The sequence below is a fragment of the Streptomyces sp. YS-3 genome, assembly GCF_045257485.1.
GTDB lineage: Bacteria > Actinomycetota > Actinomycetes > Streptomycetales > Streptomycetaceae > Streptomyces.
Window position 1 is genome coordinate 1 of the sequence record NZ_JBJHPC010000031.1, and the last position, 19,865, is coordinate 19,865.

General features: G+C 72.4%; 15 protein-coding genes and 1 pseudogene. 3 read left to right on the top strand and 13 right to left on the bottom strand.

What is annotated here, in order from left to right:
• Nucleotides 1-74: 74 nt before the first annotated feature.
• Nucleotides 75-1,544, top strand: coding sequence for an AlkA N-terminal domain-containing protein (locus ACJA3G_RS05165; RefSeq protein ID WP_406551685.1), 1,470 nt, complete (start codon nt 75-77; stop codon nt 1,542-1,544).
• An 11-nt stretch (nt 1,545-1,555) separates the two neighbouring features.
• On the top strand, nt 1,556-2,053 hold the full coding sequence (locus ACJA3G_RS05170) for a methylated-DNA--[protein]-cysteine S-methyltransferase (protein WP_406551669.1): 498 nt from the start codon (nt 1,556-1,558) through the stop codon (nt 2,051-2,053).
• A 17-nt stretch (nt 2,054-2,070) separates the two neighbouring features.
• Here the strand turns inward: ACJA3G_RS05170 and ACJA3G_RS05175 are convergent, their stop codons facing one another.
• The 5 genes and pseudogenes from ACJA3G_RS05175 to ACJA3G_RS05195 form a co-directional block, all read right to left on the bottom strand.
• Complete coding sequence (locus ACJA3G_RS05175; RefSeq protein WP_406551670.1) at nt 2,071-5,463, bottom strand: SAV_2336 N-terminal domain-related protein; 3,393 nt, start codon at nt 5,461-5,463, stop codon at nt 2,071-2,073.
• 2 nt (nt 5,464-5,465) lie between these two features.
• On the bottom strand, nt 5,466-6,419 hold the full coding sequence (locus ACJA3G_RS05180) for an AAA family ATPase (RefSeq protein WP_406551671.1): 954 nt from the start codon (nt 6,417-6,419) through the stop codon (nt 5,466-5,468).
• On the bottom strand, nt 6,416-8,671 hold the full coding sequence (locus ACJA3G_RS05185) for a trypsin-like peptidase domain-containing protein (RefSeq protein WP_406551672.1): 2,256 nt from the start codon (nt 8,669-8,671) through the stop codon (nt 6,416-6,418). Before ACJA3G_RS05185 ends, ACJA3G_RS05180 begins: the two co-directional genes overlap by 4 nt.
• A gap of 3 nt (nt 8,672-8,674) precedes the next feature.
• Entirely contained in the window at nt 8,675-9,079 is a 405-nt protein-coding gene (locus ACJA3G_RS05190; RefSeq protein WP_406551673.1) for a CU044_2847 family protein, read from the bottom strand.
• A 66-nt stretch (nt 9,080-9,145) separates the two neighbouring features.
• Nucleotides 9,146-9,382, bottom strand: a pseudogene (locus tag ACJA3G_RS05195) (NUDIX hydrolase); the annotation flags it as partial.
• Between the two features lie 143 nt (nt 9,383-9,525).
• On the opposite strand from ACJA3G_RS05195, the gene ACJA3G_RS05200 reads away from it, so the two are divergent.
• Nucleotides 9,526-10,662 (top strand): glycerate kinase, encoded by a 1,137-nt coding sequence (locus tag ACJA3G_RS05200; RefSeq protein WP_406551674.1) that lies wholly within the window; start codon nt 9,526-9,528, stop codon nt 10,660-10,662.
• Between the two features lie 270 nt (nt 10,663-10,932).
• Here the strand turns inward: ACJA3G_RS05200 and pssA are convergent, their stop codons facing one another.
• The 8 genes from pssA to ACJA3G_RS05240 all read right to left on the bottom strand — a co-directional run bounded on the left by pssA (nt 10,933) and on the right by ACJA3G_RS05240 (nt 19,849).
• Entirely contained in the window at nt 10,933-11,784 is an 852-nt protein-coding gene (gene pssA / locus ACJA3G_RS05205) for a CDP-diacylglycerol--serine O-phosphatidyltransferase (protein ID WP_358833650.1), read from the bottom strand.
• The gene (locus ACJA3G_RS05210) at nt 11,771-12,427 is read right to left on the bottom strand and encodes a phosphatidylserine decarboxylase (protein WP_344081582.1); all 657 of its coding nucleotides are present in this window, start codon (nt 12,425-12,427) and stop codon (nt 11,771-11,773) included. Before ACJA3G_RS05210 ends, pssA begins: the two co-directional genes overlap by 14 nt.
• A 185-nt stretch (nt 12,428-12,612) precedes the next feature.
• Nucleotides 12,613-13,818 carry an acyl-CoA dehydrogenase family protein gene (locus tag ACJA3G_RS05215; protein WP_188272373.1) on the bottom strand — a complete coding sequence of 402 codons (1,206 nt, stop codon included), beginning with the start codon at nt 13,816-13,818 and terminating at the stop codon, nt 12,613-12,615.
• A gap of 2 nt (nt 13,819-13,820) precedes the next feature.
• On the bottom strand, nt 13,821-14,333 hold the full coding sequence (locus ACJA3G_RS05220; protein ID WP_406551675.1) for a MaoC family dehydratase: 513 nt from the start codon (nt 14,331-14,333) through the stop codon (nt 13,821-13,823).
• Between the two features lie 4 nt (nt 14,334-14,337).
• A complete protein-coding gene (locus tag ACJA3G_RS05225; RefSeq protein ID WP_344081573.1) occupies nt 14,338-15,297 on the bottom strand; it encodes a CoA ester lyase in 960 nt (319 codons plus the stop codon).
• On the bottom strand, nt 15,294-17,306 hold the full coding sequence (locus tag ACJA3G_RS05230; RefSeq protein WP_406551676.1) for a protein meaA: 2,013 nt from the start codon (nt 17,304-17,306) through the stop codon (nt 15,294-15,296). The genes ACJA3G_RS05225 and ACJA3G_RS05230 overlap by 4 nt, the downstream gene beginning before the upstream one ends.
• A 14-nt stretch (nt 17,307-17,320) precedes the next feature.
• The gene (ccrA, locus tag ACJA3G_RS05235; RefSeq protein ID WP_406551677.1) at nt 17,321-18,658 is read right to left on the bottom strand and encodes a crotonyl-CoA carboxylase/reductase; all 1,338 of its coding nucleotides are present in this window, start codon (nt 18,656-18,658) and stop codon (nt 17,321-17,323) included.
• A 372-nt stretch (nt 18,659-19,030) separates the two neighbouring features.
• Nucleotides 19,031-19,849, bottom strand: coding sequence for a TetR family transcriptional regulator (locus ACJA3G_RS05240; protein WP_406551678.1), 819 nt, complete (start codon nt 19,847-19,849; stop codon nt 19,031-19,033).
• Nucleotides 19,850-19,865: the final 16 nt, after the last annotated feature.

Consider the following 19,865-nt stretch of genomic DNA (forward strand, 5'->3'; position numbering starts at 1 on the left):
GGACGGCCCGCACGCAGCGCTCGGCATCGGTGTACATGGCCGCGGGGGCCGCCGCCCCGGCGGCCCCCGCGGCCATGTACACCGATGCCGAGCGCTGCGTGCGGGCCGTCCAGTCCAAGGACGCCCGTTTCGACGGGTGGTTCTTCACCGCCGTCCTCACCACCCGTATCTACTGCCGGCCCAGCTGCCCCGTCGTGCCGCCCAAGGTCGAGAACATGACCTTCTATCCGAGCGCCGCCGCCTGCCAGCAGGCCGGGTTCCGGGCCTGCAAGCGGTGTCGGCCGGACACCACGCCCGGCTCCCCGGAGTGGAACGCCCGCGCCGACTCCGTCGCCCGTGCCATGCGCCTCATCCGGGACGGCGTCGTCGACCGCGAGGGCGTGACCGGGCTCGCCGCGCGGCTCGGGTACAGCGAGCGCCAGATCGAGCGCCAGCTCCGCGCCGAGCTCGGCGCCGGGCCGCTCGCCCTGGCCCGGGCCCAGCGCGCCCAGACCGCGCGGATCCTCATCGAGACCACCGCCCTCCCGATGGCCGACGTCGCCTTCGCGGCGGGCTTCGCCTCGGTGCGCACCTTCAACGACACCGTCCGCGAGGTCTTCGCGCTCGCCCCCACCGAACTGCGCGCCCGCGCCGCGCGGGGCATCGCCCATCGGGCCCCCGGCACGATCGCTCTGCGGCTTCCCTACCGCGCCCCGCTCAACCCGGACAACCTCTTCGGGCACCTGGCGGCGACGGCGGTGCCCGGTGTGGAGGAGTGGCGGGGCGGCGCGTACCGCCGCACGCTGTCCCTCCCGTACGGGCACGGCATCGTCGAACTCACCCCCGGTCCCGACCACATCGGCTGTCTGCTCTCCCTCACCGATCTGCGCGACCTCACCATCGCCATCAGCCGCTGCCGCTGGATGCTCGACCTCGACGCCGACCCGGTCGCCGTCGACGACCGGCTGCGCGCCGACCCGCTGCTCGCCCCGCTGGTCGACAAGGACCCCGGACGCCGGGTGCCGCGTACCGTCGACGTGGCGGAGTTCGCCGTACGGGCGGTGCTCGGCCAGCAGGTCTCCACCGCCGCCGCCCGCACCCACGCGGCCCGGCTCGTGGCGGCGCACGGCGAACCGGTGGCCGACCCGGGGGGCGGGCTCACCCATCTGTTCCCCGCCCCGCAGGCGCTGGCCGGTCTCGACCCGGAGTCCCTGGCCCTGCCGCGCAGCCGCCGTACCACCCTGACCACGCTGGTCGCGGGCCTGGCCGACGGCAGCCTCGCGCTGGGCATCGACACCGACTGGGACCGGGCCCGGGCCCAGCTCCTGGAGCTGCCGGGCTTCGGCCCCTGGACCGTCGAGGTGATCGCGATGCGGGCGCTCGGCGACCCGGACGCCTTCCTCCCCTCCGACCTCGGCGTGCGCCGCGCGGCCCGCTCCCTCGGCCTGCCGTCCTCGCCCGCCGCGCTCACCGCGAGCGCCGCGGCCTGGCGCCCCTGGCGGGCCTACGCGGTCCAGTACCTCTGGGCGACCGACGACCACCCCATCAACCACCTCCCCGTATGAGGACCTCCACGATGACCACCACACACACCGTCACCGACAGCCCGTACGGGCCGCTCACCCTCGTCGCCGAGGACGGCGTCCTCAGCCGCCTCTACATGGAGGGCCAGCGCCACCGGCCGCCCCAGGAGACCTTCGGCGAGCCCGACGACGGCGGGCCTTTCCCCGAGGTGATCCGCCAGCTCGACGCGTACTTCGCGGGCCAGCTCACCGCGTTCGACCTGGAACTGGACCTGCGCGGCACCGACTTCCAGCGCGCGGTGTGGGACCAGCTGCGAAGCATCCCGTACGGCGAGACGCGCAGTTACGGGCAACTCGCCCAGGCGCTCGGCAAGCCCGGCGCCTCGCGCGCGGTGGGCCTGGCCAACGGCAGGAACCCGGTGGGCATCATCGTCCCCTGCCACCGCGTGATCGGCTCCGGCGGCGGTCTGACGGGGTACGGCGGCGGGCTCGACCGCAAGCAGCGGCTGCTGGCCTTCGAGAAGGGGGCGCCGGAGGACGCCCTGTTCTGAGGGCCCGCCGCGCTCGCTCAGTCGCCCACCAGCAGCGCCCCCAGACGAAGGAACGCCTTGTACGTCTCCGGCGCCAGCCAGGACAGCTCCACCGTGCTGCCCGTCGTCAGATGGCCGTCGCGGGGGATCATGAGGACACCCCTGCAGCGGGAGCTCAGGCTGCGGATGGTGGCCGCGTCCAGGGTCCAGCCGGCGGCCGGGCGGCTGTGGTTGAGGACGACCACCGCGTCCGCCACCAGGTCGGGGCGGCCCAGCGCCATCAGCCGGTCGACGGCCTGCTGGGCCTGGGTGACCCCGGCCGGGTCGGCCCGGGAGACGATCACCACGCGGTTGGCGAGCTCCAGCACCGCCTGCGGGAACTTGTCCGTGTCGGCGAGCACGATGTCGAAGTAGGGGGCCGTCACCTCCGCGACCCTGCGGTACTCCTGATCCGAGAACTGGCCGACCGTCGGCGGGTGCGAGACCGAGTCGTTGGCCAGCACCATCAGCCCGGAGCGGTGCTGGGAGAGGAAGAGGCGCAGCACCTCGAAGCCGGAGACCTCGTGGGCGGAGTGGGCCAGCTCGGTCAGCCGGGCCGCCGTCGCCCGGTACACGCGGCGCGCCAGATGGATGTGGCTGCCCGCGTGCCGGTCGGTGTCGACGGCCAGGACACGCTCCTGGCGCTGCTCGGCCAGGATCGCGCCGAGCACCGTGGTGGTCGTGGTGCACCCGGCCCGGTCCTTCACCCCCAGGACCGCGATCCGCAGCGGCCGGCTCAGCGGCGCCCGGATGGCACGGATCCACTCCTCGCGGCCCGCCTCGTCCTCCGGGTCCTCCTCGGCGTCGGCCGCGACCTGGTCGTCGTCCTCGTCGTCCCACTCCACCGGCGTCCCCAGGAGCGAGCCGAACGCCTCGGCCATCTCCCGCGCGGTCGGCCGGGCCTCGGGCTCCTCGTCCACCGAGCGCAGCAGCAGATCGCGCAGGCTCTCCTCCAGACGGCGGAACTCCGGGTGGTGGCGCAGCACGTCGTGCTCGTACCAGCGCCAGTGCCGTCCGGTGACCGCTTCGAGCAGGATGGTGCCCACCGCGTACACGTCGCCAGCGGCGATCCGGGACTCGCTCCAGGAGGTCACCTCCGGGGCGCGGTAGGGCGAGTTGGTGGGCATGGCCAGCGACGACGCGCTGGAGGCGCCGTCGATCCGGGCCGACGCCCAGCTGATGATGTGCAGCGTCCGCTCGGTGACGAGGACCGTCCCGGGTGTCAGCGAGCCGTGGACCAGGCCCCGGCGGTGACAGCGGTTGATGGCCCGGGCCAGGCTCCAGCCCAGCCAGGCGAGGAGCGCGGAGTCGCGCAGCGGTCCGGTGGCGTGCAGCACCGCGCGCAGGGTCGGCGCGGGAAGGCCGGTGCTCAGGCTGTCGAGCCGCAGCGCGATCCAGGGGGTGCTCCAGCTGAGGCCGGGGCGGAGGTCGCCGGCGATCACCCCGGGCGCGTACACCCCGTCCATCCGCCGCAGCGCACGGTACTCGGTGGCGAGCAGTTCGCGGGCGACCGGCGGGTCCGAGGTGTGGGCGACCCGGAGCAGCACCTTCCGGCCGTCCGCGTCCTCGCCGATGTACGCGACGGGCTTGCCGCCGGTGTCCTGCCGCATCAGCAGCGTGTACGGGCCGAGCGCGTGCAGGTCCTGGAGGCGCAGCGGCAGCCAGCAGGGTGCTGTCTCCAGCCCGGACGGCAGCCCCACCTGCTGGTACTCGGTCACCGGCGGCGGCCGGACGGGCGCCATCGGCCGCGCCCCCAGATGGGTCAGCAGCCGGTCCTCCAGCCAGGCGAACGGCCGGGTCCCCGGCAGGAGTTCGCCCGTCCCCGACGGGTGGGCGAGCCAGGCGGGGAAGTCGGGGGAGCGGCCCACCAGGGTGGCGAGGCGGTCGGTGACCGCGCGGGTGGTGCGCAGCAGGTCGATGGGGGAGGCGGTGTCGAGCAGGATCTCCTGGACACCGTCGAGGAAGCCGAACCGGCGGTGCTGGGCGGGCAGGGCGGCGCCGGGCGGGTCGGCCCGGCGCATCAGGCCGCCCAGGAACACCTCGGCCAGGTGCGCGGTGTCGGAGCGCCACGGCACGGCCGCCTGGACGAGCCGCATCACCGGAACCGTCAGCGGCGAGATCGCGGCGAGGTGCGCGGCGAGCCGGTACGCCTGCGGGGACGCCGCGTCCCGGAACCGCAGCACCGCGTCGGCCGGGTCCGTGCCCCGGGTGGCCGCCTCGCCCCGCAGGCCCCGCGCGCCCGGCGGCGCGAGCAGCGGCAGCTCGGCGCCGGCCCCGGGCGACGCCACCAGCCGTGCCCAGGCGGCGACGGCCGGGGGACACGGCTCCAGTACGGGGACCGGCACCCCGGGGAAGCGGTCGCCCAGGCCCGGCGGCAGCAGCGGGTCGGTCACCTCCCAGGTGTGGTTGGCCGCGCCGCGCCGCCGGGTGGTCACCGACCACTGCTCCGAGCGGATGCCCGAGGCGTCCCACATATGGGACGGCAGCGCGTGCACCACGGCCGTCGGGCCCTGGCGCGCCCAGCGTTCCAGCGCGGAGTGCATCCGTCCGTCGCGCCAGCACGCCCCCACCCCGTCGCTGATCACCAGGACCAGGGTGCGGCCCGAGGGGTCGGCGGCGGAGGCGGGGGAGAGCAGCGGGCCGCCGGGGTCGAAGGGGCGTACCCGCAGGCCCGGCGCGTCGGGCGAGCGCGCGTCCAGGCCGTGCACCCGGATGTCGCGGAAGGCGCCCAGCCGCTCGAAGACGGAGCGCAGTTCGGTGGCGAGCCTGCGCCACAGCAGCATCGACAGGCCGTCGTCGATGAGCAGGGTGAGGTCCAGCCAGCGCCGCCGGGCGGGCCGCAGCACCACGTCGGGCAGACCGCTCTCGGCCATCGCGGTGGCGGTCGCCTCCTCGTCGAACTCCCAGAAGTGCGAGCCGGGACGGGGCTGTTTCAGCAGCCGCAGGGACCGGCTCAGCCGCAGTTCGCCGTCGCCGAGCGCCTTCTCCTCGGGCACGCGCACCGGCAGGGCCCCGGTGCCCTGGACCGGGAGCGGCGGGGAGGCGGTGGCCTCGGTGAACTCGGGGGCGCTGCGGGAGGCCGCCGCCGCGTGCAGGGCGCCCAGCAGCTGGGTGGGAAGCGGCGGCTGGGAGCCCTCGCCCTCCCCGGCCTGAGCCGCCGGGCCGTCCGGGGGCACCGCCGTGCCCTCGGGCGGCGTCCGGGTCGCCTCCCAGGGCTCCGGGTCCGGCCGGCGCGTCCGGTCCGGGGCAAGGGCGCTCGCGAGCGGCGCGGCGGAGCCCCGGGGCAGCCGGGTGGCGAGCCACAGCGTGTCCAGCAGCTCGTGCGTGGACAGCTCGTGGCCCACCAGGGCGGCGAGCCCGGCCAGGGCGTCCGGGGGCTCCGCGCGCGGCACGGCTAGACCGATCCGCCCAGCCGGTGGAGCACCGCGTCCAGCAGGCCCTCGGCGTTCAGATTCACCCCGCCCTTGCGCAGGAACACCGCGTTGAGCAGCTGGTCGGTGGCGAGCTCGCCCGGCGCCCGGCGGTTGAGGAAGGCGTGCAGCAGGTCGTCCACGCCGTCGAGGGCCCCGTCGCCCAGGTGCGCGGCCACGATGTCCCGCAGCCGCTCCTCGTCCGGGTCCGGCAGGTCCAGGCGGACGCAGCGCCGCAGGAACGCGGGCGGGAAGTCCCGTTCGCCGTTGCTGGTGATCACCACCACCGGGAACTCACGGCAGCGCACCACCCCCCGGTGGACCGTCACCCGGCCGCCGTCGGGGTCATGGGTGAGCACCGGCACCTCGGACTGCGCCTCCGGCAGCCGTGACAGCTCGGGGATCTCGAACTCGCCCTCCTCGAACACCGTCAGCAGATCGTTGGGAAGGTCCACGTCGCCCTTGTCGAGCTCGTCCACCAGCAGGACCCGGGGCCGGCGGCCGGGAACGAGCGCGGTGCCCAGCGGGCCCAGCCGGACGAAGGTGCCGATGTCCGGCTCGGGTGAGCCGTGCTCCTGGCGCAGATGGGTCTCGCGCAGCCGCCCGATGGCGTCGTAGCCGTACAGCGCGTCCTTGAGCACGGACCGGCTGTTGACGGGCCACTGGAGCACCGGGCCGAGCGACAGCTCGTGCGCGACGGCGTGCGCCAGGGAGGACTTGCCGGTGCCGGGGTGGCCGGTGACCAGGAGCGGGCGGCGCAGATGCAGCGCCGCGCTCACCACGTCGGCCTCGGTGCGGCCGATCAGATACGGGCGGTGGCGCACCCGGGTGCCCGGGGCGCCGCCCGCGAACTGGCGCCACGGCGGCGCCTCGGGGAACTCCACCTCCCGGGGTGTGCGGTCGCCGCGGAAGAGCCGCCACCCGTCGTTCTGCGTCATGTCGCCTGATCCGTTCCTTCCGAGGGGCGGCCGATGGCTTCCGGTACGCCCGGCTCCTGCGCGGGGTCGGCGAGCTGCAGCTCGTCGGGGAGCGGCAGCTCGGCGTCCTCCCACACCAGGGCCGGCCGCGTGGGCACCTCGGGGTCCGTGTAGGCGCGGACCCGGAAGTGCCGGACTCTTTCGGGGAGTTCGTCGACGGGTCCGTGCGGCGCGGCCCCGTCGAGGCGGGCCGCGTCGGCGGGCTCGACGGCCGCGCGGTCCCACAGGACGATCGGGACCCCCATGGCCAGACAGAAGTGCAGCAGCCGCGTCCGGCCGGCGGGGGGCCCGTGCAGGAGGACGCGCGCGGCGTCGTAGTGGGTTGTCTTGAGCAGCCGGATGAGCTCCATCTCGTCGGAGATCCGGTGGTCCGCGACGAGCGGCTCGCTCTGGTGGCGGGCGCCCCAGCGGCGCTTCAGGTCGCCCGCGCCGGTGCGCGAACGGCGTCTGATCTGCGGGCAGCGCAGCACCAGATGGAAGTCCTCGCCCAGCCGCGCCGGGAAGAACTCGTCGGCGCCGGCCCCGTCCCACTCGTCCACCGGCAGGTGCAGCGCGTCCGGGGCGACGGAGACCGCGACCAGCGCCACGTTCTGCCCGGCGCCCTCCGCGCCCCCGGCCACCTCGCGCACCAGCCGGGCGATCTCCCGCCCGGTGCGCGGGCGGTCGGTGCCGGTGGCGGTACGGGCGGCCGTGCCGTCGGCGCGCATCCGCCACACCGCGCACCGGTAGTGGCCGGCCGGGTCCTGGGGGTGGCGGGCGAGCTCCACCAGGACGCGCACCCCGGTACCGGCCGACCGGGCCGACCAGCGTGCCGCGTCCGCCCGGCGCTCGCCCAGCGCCGAGGGGTGGATGCCGAGCCGGGCCGCGACCCGGCCGCTCCACTCCTGGAGCGCCTGGCAGGTCATACCGCCGGTCTCCGCGGCGGCGTACTCCACCACCCGCAGCAGGGCGGGCAGCCGGGGCGTCTCGTGCGGCACCGGCGAGCCGTCGCCGGGCCACTCCTCCAGCTCGCGGACCGCGCCGGGCACGTCCTCGGGGGCGAGCCGCGCGGCCGTCAGCGAACGGGGCAGGTCCACATAGGGCAGCGCCGCCGTCGCCGCCCGGGGCAGCAGCCCCGGATCCCGGCGGGTGAGATGGTCCCACTTCACCAGCAGCGCCCGGTGTTCGGCGACGGAGAGCAGTCCGGCGGCGTCGGTGAGCCGGCCGAGCGCGAGCAGCCGGTCCAGCCCGGCGCGGTCCCGCGCCCCCTCCAGGGAAGGCGCCAGCGACTCGGCCAGGGTGGGCAGCGCGCGTTCGACCGTGCACAGCACCACCGCGAGCTCCTCCACCGACGGCGCCGTCCCGTCCGTCCGGGTGCGCAGCCCGAGCGCCGCGCCGAGCGCGGTGGCATGTGCCGCCCGTACGGTGGGATCGCCCAGCAGGGCGTGCAGCGGGCCGACCATCATGTCCCGCACCGAGTCGTCGCCCGCCGCGCCGCCGCCCTCGCGCGCCCCGAACACCGGGTCCGGCGCCGCTCCCACCCGCGTCAGCTCCTGCCGGACCGACTGCCAGGTCAGGCCCCAGCTGCGGCGCAGGGTGTGCTGGGCGTCGAACTCCCCTGCCGGCGGGGTGATGCGGCCCATCACCAGGCCGACGGCCGCGCCGTCGGCGGGCGACCACAGGGGCCCGCCGCTGTACCCGTCGTCCACGGCCGCGCCCGAGAGCCGCCCGTCGAGATAGCCGACCCGCCCGTCGCACGAGCCGACCTGGACGTCCGCGTACGAGAACGGCTGGCCACCGCCGTACCAGGCCCGCACCAGCTGTCCGGCCCGCATGTCCTGCCAGCGCACCGGGCCCACCGGGGACGGCGGCTCCTCGTCCAGTTCCAGTACGGCCAGGTCGCCGCCCCACTCCGGGGAGCCGTCGGCCACCGGGCCCTGGTGGTGCGCGGCGCGTGGCGGCACCCAGGCCACCAGCCGCGCCTGCCGGGCGCCCGCCGCGCCCGCGGCCAGCGCGGGGAAGGAGACGTCGAGGGTGACCGCGCCCGGATCGCGCGGGCTCAGCATCCGCAGGCCGAGGGCGGCGTTGACGACGTGTGCGCAGGTCAGCAGTCTGCGCCCGGCGAGGTAGACACCCGCGCCGGCGGTGCGTCCCCGGTCGGCCGAGAGCACCCGCACCAGCGCGCCGCGCGCGTCGGCCGACGGGTCCGGGTCCGGCGCCTTGAACCAGCCCACGGCTCAGTTGCCGCCGGTGTCCGTGCCGGGGCCCGGGGCGTCGGGGCGCAGGTTCCAGGTGGCCGAGACGGTCATGCTCGCCTGGCCGTTGGCACCGACGATCCCGAGCTTGAGGTCGTGCCCGATCTGGACCCCGAAGCCGACCGCGAGCGAGTCGGGCGGATCCGCGATGCCCCGTACGGCGTCGTGCACCTGCTGCAGGACGGGCCCCAGCGGTCTCAGCACGGCCGCGAGGGTGTCCGTGGCGAGCGCCGCGACCCGCTCGCCGCGCCCGGCGGGCGTCCCCCCGCCGACCCCGCCGGGCAGATCGTCGTCCGGGGCCGTCCGGGGTACGCCGACGGGTGAGAGCCCGACTCGGACGCGGGCGCCGTCGTCGAGGATGAGTTCCACGTAGTCGTCATGCGGCACGGGGACATTGTGCGGCCAACGGGCCGACAGGGCAGCAGAGTTGACGGAACCGGAGGCGTACGGTCGTCAGCCCACCCGCCGCCCGTTCTCCGGCTCCGCCGTCCCCGTCCCGGCCGCCGGCACGTCGAGCGTGGCGAGCACCCCGTTGCCGAGCCGGTCCAGCGGATGCGCGGTGATCTCCTCGCGCGCCACCGGCCGCCAGTCGAGCAGCTCCTCCTCCTGGAGGCGGACCGCCCGCAACCGCTCCTCGGTGAGGACGCCGCCGTCGTACAGGTACGCGGCGATCGGCGGCCGGGCCCTGCCGCGCTATGGAGGTTTTGTCGGGCGGCACGCCGTCCCACCGTGCATGACGCCTATGGGCAGGGGTGCGCCCGGCGGATAGGGTCGTCAGCGGCGCGACTGCCTGTTCGACAGCAAGGGATGGCAAGGTGACGGACGGAGCAGTTTTGGAGACCGCGCGCGTGCTGGTGGCGGCGGACAAGTTCAAGGGCTCGCTGACGGCCGTACAGGTCGCGGAGCGGGTGACGGCCGGGCTGCGGCGGGTCGTCCCCGGGCTGGCGGTGGAGACCCTGCCGGTCGCCGACGGCGGCGACGGCACGGTCGCGGCGGCGGTCGCGGCCGGGTTCACCCGCCGCGAGGCCCGGGTCACCGGCCCGCTCGGCACCCCGGTCACCGCGGCCTTCGCGGTACGGGACGGGGTGGCCGTGGTGGAGATGGCGGAGGCGTCCGGCCTCCAGCACCTCCCCGAGGGCGAATTCGCCCCGCTGACCGCCACCACGTACGGCTCGGGCGAGCTGCTGCTGGCCGCGCTGGACGCGGGGGCGCGCACCATCGTGTTCGGGGTGGGCGGCAGTGCCACCACGGACGGCGGGGCGGGCATGCTCGCGGCGCTCGGCGCCCTTTTCCTGGACGCGGCGGGGGAGCCCGTGGCGCCGGGCGGCGGCCCGCTGGCGACGCTGGCGACGGCGGACCTCTCGGGTCTCGACCCCCGGTTCGCCTCGGTCGACCTCGTCCTGGCCAGCGATGTGGACAACCCGCTGACCGGGCCCAAGGGGGCGCCCGCGGTGTACGGCCCGCAGAAGGGTGCCACGCCCGAGGACGTGGCGACCCTGGACGCGGCGCTGGGCCACTTCGCCGAGGTCCTGGAAGCCTCCCTGGGCGCCCGCGCGGCCGAGGCGGCGCTCGCCCCGGGCGCGGGGGCCGCGGGCGGCATCGGCTACGGTGCGCTGGTGGCCCTGGGGGCCACGTTCCGGCCGGGCATCGAGGTCATGCTCGACGTCCTGGGCTTCGCCCCGGCCCTCGCCCGGGCCACGCTGGTGATCACGGGTGAGGGTTCGCTGGACGAGCAGACCCTGCACGGCAAGGCGCCGGCCGGGGTGGCGTCGGCGGCCCGGGCGGCCGGCGTCGAGGTCGTCGCGGTCTGCGGGCGCCTGGCCCTGCTCCCGGAGGCCCTGGGCAGGGCCGGCATCCGCCGCGCGTACGCCCTCACCGACCTGGAGCCGGATCCGGCGCGATGCATGGCGGAGGCGGGGCCGCTGCTGGAACGCACCGCGGAACGCCTGGCCAGGGACTTCCTGACCTGACCCGTCCCCGGGCGACCCGGCGCCTCCCGCGCCCCTGGAAACCCTCGTGCGTCCGCGGGCCGGTGGTCCGGTCGCCCGCGCAGTTCCCCGCGCCCCTGAAGGCGCCCAGGGGCGCCCTGAAGGGGCGCGGGGAACTGCGCGACCAGCCCCCACTGGCCCGCGGACAAAGGCCGGGCACAATTCCCACCCCCGGCCCGCGGACAAAGATCGGGCACGACAAAGGGCCCCGGACCGAAACGGTCCAGGGCCCTCACACCGCGCCGCCAGGCGCTACGGCTGCGCCGCCCGCGCCTCACGGCGGTTGTCGCGAATCGTGTTCACCCGGCGAGCCGTGGCGAACAGGGGAATCACCGCGCCCAGCACGACCTGCAGCACGCAGCCCGTCTGCAGCAGCAGCTGACCGCCCGGCGCGTCGAACGCCCACGCCGCCAGCAGCCCCATCGCCCCCACGATCCAGCTGAGCATGGCCACCGCGAGGATCCCCCGCGGCTTCGGGTACTCGACCCGGCTGACCATCAGCCACGCCACCCCTATGACGGCGAGCAGCGTCGGCACGAACGGCAGCTCCAGGAGCACGATCGAGACGACGGTCAGCGCGCCGAAGGGGCTCGGCATGCCCTGGAACATGCCGTCCTTCATCGTCACGCACGAGAACCGCGCGAGTCTGAGCACCACCGCGAGCAGCACGGTGATCGCCGCCACGGCCGCGACGCGCTGGTGGGCGTCGTCGGCGACCATGCCGTACACCAGGACGAAGTACGCCGGGGCGAGCCCGAAGCTGATCAGGTCCGAGAGGTTGTCCAGCTCGGCGCCCATCGGCGAGCTCCGCAGCTTCCGCGCGACCAGGCCGTCGCAGAGGTCGAAGATCGCCGCGAGCAGCATCAGGATCACGGCGGTCGCGGCGGAGTGCCGCGCCATGCCGGTCTCGGCGCTGCCCGACAGGTGCGGGATGAGGATTCCGGTGGTGGTGAAGTACACCGCCATGAATCCGCAGGTCGCGTTGCCGAGCGTGAGGGTGTCCGCTATCGACAGCCGCAGGGAGAGGGGCATCTCCTCCGCGTCGTCGCCGGCGTCCGTGCCCGGCACCCAGTCGGTCTGGGTGTCAGGATCAATCACGGTCAATTCGAGTCACCCCCGCAGTGGTCTTCTGGCCGACCTCGACCGCGACCTCGACCCCCTCCGGAAGGTAGATGTCGACGCGGGAGCCGAACCGGATGAGACCGATGCGCTCGCCCTGCTCCACCTTCGTGCCCTGGGGGATGTACGGGACGATCCGCCGCGCCACAGCACCCGCGATCTGCACCATCTCGATGTCACCGAGCTCGGTGTCGAAGTGCCAGACAACGCGCTCGTTGTTCTCGCTCTCCTTGTTGAACGCCGGAACGAACCCGCCGGGCACGTGCTCGACGGAGGTCACCGTGCCCGCCAGGGGCGCGCGGTTGACGTGGACGTTCAGCGGGCTCATGAAGATCGCGACGCGGGTGCGTCCGTCCTTCCACGGCATGATGCTCTGCACCACACCGTCGGCGGGGGAGATGACCCGCCCGGATGCGATCTCGCGCTCGGGGTCGCGGAAGAACCACAGCATGCCCGCCGCGAGCGCGGTGGCGGGTACGGCCACTGCCTTGGCGGCGCCGGAGCGGCGCGCGCGGGCGAGGCTGAGGGCTGCGGTGGCGACGGTCGGCAGAAGCCACGGCGATGCTCCGCGAGCAAGACGTCCCTGGAGGAAACCGTCGCGAGATGCAGAGGTTTGGCTGTGGGGCATGGATGACCTTCGTAGCGGATGATGCCGCGCTGGCAAGTGGGGGACGGCGGCTGGTTTACCAGCGATGCTATCGGTTGCGAGCCGCAACTGGGAAAGCCAGAAGCCGAGTCGGTCGGCCGGAAGCCCTCGGGCAGCGCCTACAGGGTGTGATCTTCTTCGCGGCCGAACCGACCTAAAAGCGACAATCAACCCTGGAATCGGTACTCTTCGAGAAGCCGACGTCCAATGATCATTTTTTGGATCTCGGCGGTACCTTCACCGATGAGCAGCATCGGCGCCTCGCGGTACAGGCGCTCGATCTCGTACTCCTTCGAGAAGCCGTAGCCACCGTGGATACGGAAGGCGTCCTCCACGACCTCCTTGCAGTATTCGGAGGCGAGGTACTTCGCCATCCCTGCTTCCAGGTCGTTTCGTTCCCCGGAGTCCTTTTTGCGTGCTGCGTTGACCATCATGGCATGAGCGGCCTCCACCTTGGTAGCCATCTCCGCCAGCTTGAACTGAATCGCCTGGTGCTGGGCGATCGCCTTGCCGAAAGTGTGACGTTGCTGGGCATACGAGACACCCAGCTCGAATGCACGCTGAGCGACGCCGCAGCCACGCGCCGCGACGTTGACGCGGCCGACCTCGACGCCGTCCATCATTTGGTAAAACCCTCGGCCGGTGACCCCGCCCAGGACCCGATTGGCCGGAATGCGCAGTCCGTCCATGATGAGTTCGGTCGTGTCGACGCCCTTGTAACCCATCTTGTCGATCTTGCCGGGGATGGTGAGACCCGGACGCACCTCGCCGAAGCCCGGCTCCTTCTCCACCAGGAAGGTCGTCATCGACTTGTGGGGCGCGGTCCCCTCGGGGTGTCCTTCGTCACTCCGGCACAGAACGGCCACCAGCGACGACGTTCCGCCGTTCGTCAGCCACATCTTCTGGCCGTTCAGGACGTACTCGTCGCCGTCCCTGACGCCCTTGGACGTGATCGCCGACACATCCGAGCCGAGCGCGGGCTCGGACATCGAGAACGCGCCGCGCACCTCGCCGAGCGCCATCCGGGGCAGGAAGGTGTCCTTCTGCTCCTGGGTGCCGTGCTGCTTGAGCATGTACGCCACGATGAAGTGCGTGTTGATGATGCCGGAGACCGACATCCAGCCACGCGCTATCTCCTCGACGCACAGGGCGTACGTCAGGAGCGACTCGCCCAGGCCGCCGTACTCCTCGGGGATCATCAGCCCGAACAGGCCGAGCTCCTTGAGGCCCTCGACGATCTGCGTCGGGTACTCGTCCTTGTGCTCCAGCTGGGTCGCGACCGGAATGATCTCCTTGTCGACGAAGTCCCGGACGGTGGCCAGGATTTCCTGCTGGACGTCGGTCAGACCGGCGGTCTGCGCGAGACGGGCCATGGCTACTTCTCCTGCTGCTTCAATTGGGGGCGGCCGGGCTGCTCGCCGCCGCGCTCCTTGATGTACGTCTCGGTGGGGACCATCACCTTGCGGCGGAAGACACACACCAGGGTGCCGTCCTGCTTGTAGCCCTTGGTCTCCACGTAGACGATCCCGCGGTCGTTCTTCGACTTCGACGGGGTCTTGTCCAGGACCGTCGTCTCGCCGTAGAGCGTGTCGCCGTGGAAGGTCGGCGCCACGTGCCGCAGCGACTCGATCTCCAGGTTGGCGATGGCCTTCCCGGACACGTCCGGGACGCTCATACCGAGCAGCAGCGAGTAGATGTAGTTGCCCACCACCACGTTCTTGCCGAAGTCGGTGGTGTTCTCGGCGTAGTTGGCGTCCATGTGGAGCGGGTGGTGGTTCATGGTGAGCAGACAGAACAGATGGTCGTCGTACTCGGTCACCGTCTTGCCGGGCCAGTGCTTGTACACGTCCCCGACGGTGAACTCTTCGTAGGTGCGGCCGAACTGCATGGGGTTACGCCTCCGGGATCTCGAACTTCGACGTGCGCTGCATACCGGCCGCCCGGCCCTTGCCCGAGATGACCAGCGCCATCTTGCGGCTGGCCTCGTCGATCATCTCGTCGCCGAGCATCGCCGAGCCCTTCTTGCCGCCGGCCTCGGAGGTGAAGTACTCGTACGCGTCGAGGATGAGCTCGGCGTGGTCGTAGTCCTCCTGGGAGGGCGAGAAGACCTCGTTGGCCGCCTCGACCTGGCCGGGGTGCAGCACCCACTTGCCGTCGAAGCCGAGGGCGGCGGCACGCTGGGCGACCGCCTTGTAGCCGTCGATGTTCTTGATCTGGAGGTAGGGGCCGTCGATCGCCTGGAGGTTGTTGGCCCGCGCCGCCATCAGGATCTTCATCAGGATGAAGTGGTACGCGTCGGCCGGGTACCCGGGCGGCTGCTCGCCCACGACCAGCGACTTCATGTTGATGGAGGCCATGAAGTCGGCCGGGCCGAAGATGATCGTCTCGACCCGCTGGGAGGCCTGGGCGATGGCGTTGACGTTGTTGAGGCCCTGGGCGTTCTCGATCTGCGCCTCGATGCCGATCTTGCCGACCTCGAAGCCCATCGTCTTCTCGATCTGGGTGAGCAGCAGGTCGAGCGCCACGATCTGCTGGGCGTCCTGGACCTTCGGCAGCATGATGCAGTCGAGGTTGTGCCCCGCGCCCTCGACGACGGTGACGACGTCGCGGTACGTCCACTCGGTCGTCCAGTCGTTGACCCGGACCACCCGGGTCTTGCCGGTCCAGTCACCCTCGTTCAGGAACTTCACGATGGTGTGCCGGGCCTCCGGCTTGGCGAGCGGCGCACAGGCGTCCTCCAGGTCCAGGAAGACCTGGTCGGCGGGGAGGCCCTGCGCCTTCTCCAGGAAGCGCGGGTTCGAGCCCGGGACGGCGAGGCACGAACGGCGCGGGCGGAGACGGTTGACGGTCATGCGGGGACCTCCAGAGGGTCGAGCTTGTTCGCTTTCCGGATCTCGTCGACGATACGGCCGATGATCTCCGTGATACCGAAGTCCTTCGGGGTGAACACGGCGGCCACACCCGCCTTGCACAGCTCCTCGGCGTCCGCCGGCGGGATGATCCCACCGACGATCACCGGGATGTCGGGCGCGCCGGCCTCGCGCAGCCGGGCCAGCACGTCCGGGACCAGCTCCGCGTGCGAGCCGGACAGGATCGACAGGCCCACACAGTGCACATCCTCCGCCAGAGCGGCGTCGACGATCTGCTCGGGGGTGAGCCGGATCCCCTGGTAGACCACCTCGAAACCGGCGTCACGCGCGCGTACGGCGATCTGCTCGGCGCCGTTGGAGTGACCGTCCAGGCCCGGCTTGCCCACCAGCAGGCGCAGCCGGCCCGAGCCGAGCTCATCGGCCGTACGGGTCACCTTCTCGCGCACCAGCGCCAGCGGTGTGCCCGCCTCGGCGGTGACCGCGACGGGCGCGGACGAGACACCGGTCGGCGCCCGGAACTCGCCGAAGACGTCCCGCAGCGCCCAGGACCACTCGCCCGTGGTGACGCCCGCACGGACGCACTCCAGGGTCGCGGTCATCATGTTCTCCGACCCGGCGGCGGCCTTCTTCAGGGCCGCCAGGGCCTCCGAGGCCCGGGCCTCGTCCCGGTTGTCGCGCCACTCGTGGAGCCCCGCGACCACCCGCGCCTCGTTCGCCGGGTCCACCGTCATGATCGCGGTGTCCAGGTCGGCGGTGAGCGGGCTGGGCTCGGTCGACTCGTAGCAGTTGACACCGATGATCTTCTCTTCGCCGCCCTCGATCCGGGCCCGGCGCTCGGCGTGCGAGGAGACCAGCTGCGACTTGAGGTAGCCGGACTCGACGGCCGCCATCGCCCCGCCCATCCGCTCGATGCGCTCGATCTCGGCCAGGCACTCCTCGACCAGCGAGTCGACCTTGGCCTCGACGACGTGCGACCCGGCGAAGATGTCCTCGTACTCCAGCAGGTCGCTCTCGTGGGCGAGGACCTGCTGGATACGCAGCGACCACTGCTGGTCCCAGGGGCGCGGCAGACCGAGCGCCTCGTTCCAGGCGGGGAGCTGGACGGCCCGCGCGCGGGCGTCCTTGGACAGCGTCACGGCCAGCATCTCCAGGACGATCCGCTGGACGTTGTTCTCCGGCTGCGCCTCGGTCAGCCCGAGGGAGTTGACCTGGACGCCGTAGCGGAAGCGGCGCTGCTTGGCGTCCTCGATGCCGTACCGCTCCCGGGTGACCTTGTCCCAGATGCGGCCGAACGCGCGCATCTTGCACATCTCCTCGATGAACCGGACGCCCGCGTTCACGAAGAACGAGATCCGGGCCACCACATCGCCCTTGCGGTCCTCCGGGACCTGACCGGAGGCGAAGACCGCGTCCAGCACGGCGATCGCGGTCGACATCGCGTAGCTGATCTCCTGGACCGGGGTGGCCCCCGCCTCCTGGAGGTGGTAGCTGCAGATGTTGATCGGGTTCCACTTGGGGATGTGGTTGACCGTGTAGGTGATCATGTCGGTGGTCAGCCGGAGCGACGGACCGGGCGGGAAGACGTGCGTCCCGCGCGACAGGTACTCCTTCACGATGTCGTTCTGCGTCGTGCCCTGCAACCGGGTGATGTCGGCGCCCTGCTCCTCGGCGACCACCTGGTACATCGCCAGCAGCCACATGGCCGTGGCGTTGATGGTCATCGAGGTGTTCATCTGCTCCAGGGGGATGTCCTGGAACAGCCGCCGCATGTCACCGAGATGGGACACCGGGACCCCGACCCGGCCCACCTCGCCGCGCGCGAGGATGTGGTCCGGGTCGTAGCCGGTCTGCGTGGGCAGGTCGAAGGCGACCGACAGACCGGTCTGACCCTTGGCGAGGTTGCGCCGGTAGAGCTCGTTGGACGCCTCGGCGGTCGAGTGACCGGCGTACGTCCGCATGAGCCAGGGCCGGTCCTTGTGACGCTCAGTCATGTGTCGCTCCGTGCTCAGATGTTGCGGAAGCGGTTGATGGCGTCGAGGTGCTTGGCGCGGAGTTCGTGGTCGCGCACGCCCAGGCCTTCGCGCGGGGCGAGGGCGAGGACGCCGACCTTGCCCTGGTGGAGGTTGCGGTGGACGTCGTAGGCGGCCTGACCGGTCTCCTCCAGGCTGTAGACCTTGGAGAGGGTGGGGTGGATCTTGCCCTTGGCGATGAGGCGGTTGGCCTCCCACGCCTCGCGGTAGTTGGCGAAGTGCGAGCCGATGATGCGCTTCAGCGACATCCACAGGTAGCGGTTGTCGTACTCGTGCATGTAGCCCGAGGTCGAGGCGCAGGTCGTGATCGTGCCGCCCTTGCGCGTCACGTAGACGCTCGCGCCGAAGGTCTCGCGGCCGGGGTGCTCGAAGACGATGTCGATGTCCTCGCCGCCGGTGAACTCGCGGATGCGCTTGCCGAAGCGCTTCCACTCCTTGGGGTCCTGGGTGTGCTCGTCCTTCCAGAACCTGTACCCCTCGGCGTTGCGGTCGATGACCGCCTCGGCGCCCATGGACCGGCAGATCTCCGCCTTCTCCGGGCTGGAGACGACACAGATGGGGTTGGCGCCGCCCGCGAGGGCGAACTGCGTGGCGTAGGAGCCGAGGCCGCCGCTGGCGCCCCAGATCAGGACGTTGTCGCCCTGCTTCATGCCGGCGCCGTTGCGGGAGACGAGCTGGCGGTAGGCGGTGGAGTTCACCAGGCCCGGTGCCGCGGCCTCCTCCCAGCTCAGGTGGGCGGGCTTCGGCATCAGCTGGTTGGACTTGACCAGGGCGATCTCGGCGAGGCCGCCGAAGTTGGTCTCGAAGCCCCAGATGCGCTGCTCGGGGTCGAGCATCGTGTCGTTGTGGCCGTCGCTGGACTCCAGCTCGACGGAGAGGCAGTGCGCCACGACCTCGTCGCCGGGCTGCCAGGCGTTGACGCCGGGGCCGGTGCGCAGGACGACGCCCGCCAGGTCCGAGCCGATGACGTGGTACGGCAGGTCGTGGCGCTTGGTCAGCTCGCTGAGCCTGCCGTAGCGCTCCAGGAAGCTGAACGTCGACACCGGCTCGAAGATCGAGGTCCACACCGAGTTGTAGTTGACCGAGGAGGCCATGACGGCCACCAGGGCCTCGCCGGGGCCCAGTTCGGGGACCGGCACCTCGTCGAGGTGGATCGACTTGCGCGGGTCCTTGTCCCGGGTGGCGAGCCCGGCGAACATCTCCGCCTCGTCCTTGTGCACGGTGATCGCGCGGTACGACTCGGGGATGGGCAGAGCCGCGATGTCAGCGGCGGTGCTTTCCTGCGACTGAATCGCGTCCAGGATTTCCTTCACGGTGTTGCCTCCGGCGAAGCGCGTTGGGAACGCTGAGGGGACTGCTGCTGTGGAGGTGTGCCGTCGGTTCGGCGGTACTACGGGATCGGCGGCGCCTGGTGGGCGCGGGAGGGTGCCTGTGACGCAGGCGTCCGGGCGCGCTCGCTGGAGAAGCTTGCGGGGACAGCCGGCGTACGAGAGGTCTCTGCACGCCGGCCGCCCGGACAACATCAACGTATGGCACGCGGTGCCAGTCGGCAAGACACTGCGTGCCAACATTTTCTCTCAATTGCGTAATGACCTGCACCGATGAGCGATGATCGATCGAACGGGCACCGGGAAAACGCGAAGGCCCGCCCCGGAACAGGGGCGGGCCTTCACCTTTCGGACAGATCAGCGCTGCCGGAGCGCCTTCTTGATCGACTGCATGATCTCGTCCAGCGGCGCGTCCGTCCGCGCCACCGCGACCAGCACCTCGTCGCTGGTGGAGACCGAGGCCGCGGGGGCCTTCGGCCTGGCGGTGCGCCCCGCGCCGATCCCGGAGCCGAAGGTGTCCCGGACGATCGCGAAGGCGTGGTCGAGCTGGGCCTCCACATCGCCCTGGCCGCCGGCCCGCAGCCAGCGCCGCAGCACATGGTTGTGGGCGGTGACCACCGCGGAGGCCGCCACCTCCGCGAGCAGCGGGTCGTCGTTGCCGGCCTGGTGGTCGTGCTCGTCGAAGTGGCCGAGCAGATAGCGCGTGAAGAGCCGCTCGTAGCGGGCCACCGAGGCGATCTCGGCCTCCCGCAGGGTGGGCACCTCGCGGGTCAGCTTGTAGCGGGCCACCGAGACCGAGGGGGAGGAGGCGTACATCTTCATGACCTCCTTGATCCCCCGGCACACCGTGTCGAGCGGATGCTCGTGCGGGGGAGCGGCGTTGAGCACCGCCTCGGCCCGGACCAGGGTGTCGTCGTGGTCGGGGAAGATCGCCTCTTCCTTGGAACGGAAGTGGCGGAAGAAGGTGCGGCGGGCGACCCCGGCGCGGGCCGCGATCTCGTCGACCGTGGTGGCCTCGTACCCCTTGGCCGAGAAGAGCTCCATCGCCGCCGCCGCCAGCTCACGGCGCATTTTGAGCCGCTGGGCGGCGGCGCGGCTGCCGGCGGCACTCTCCGGGGCGTCGGGCGCGGCGGACGGTCGGGTCGGCCGTTTCGATGAGGCAGCGGGCTGGGGCATGGACCGAACGTACTGC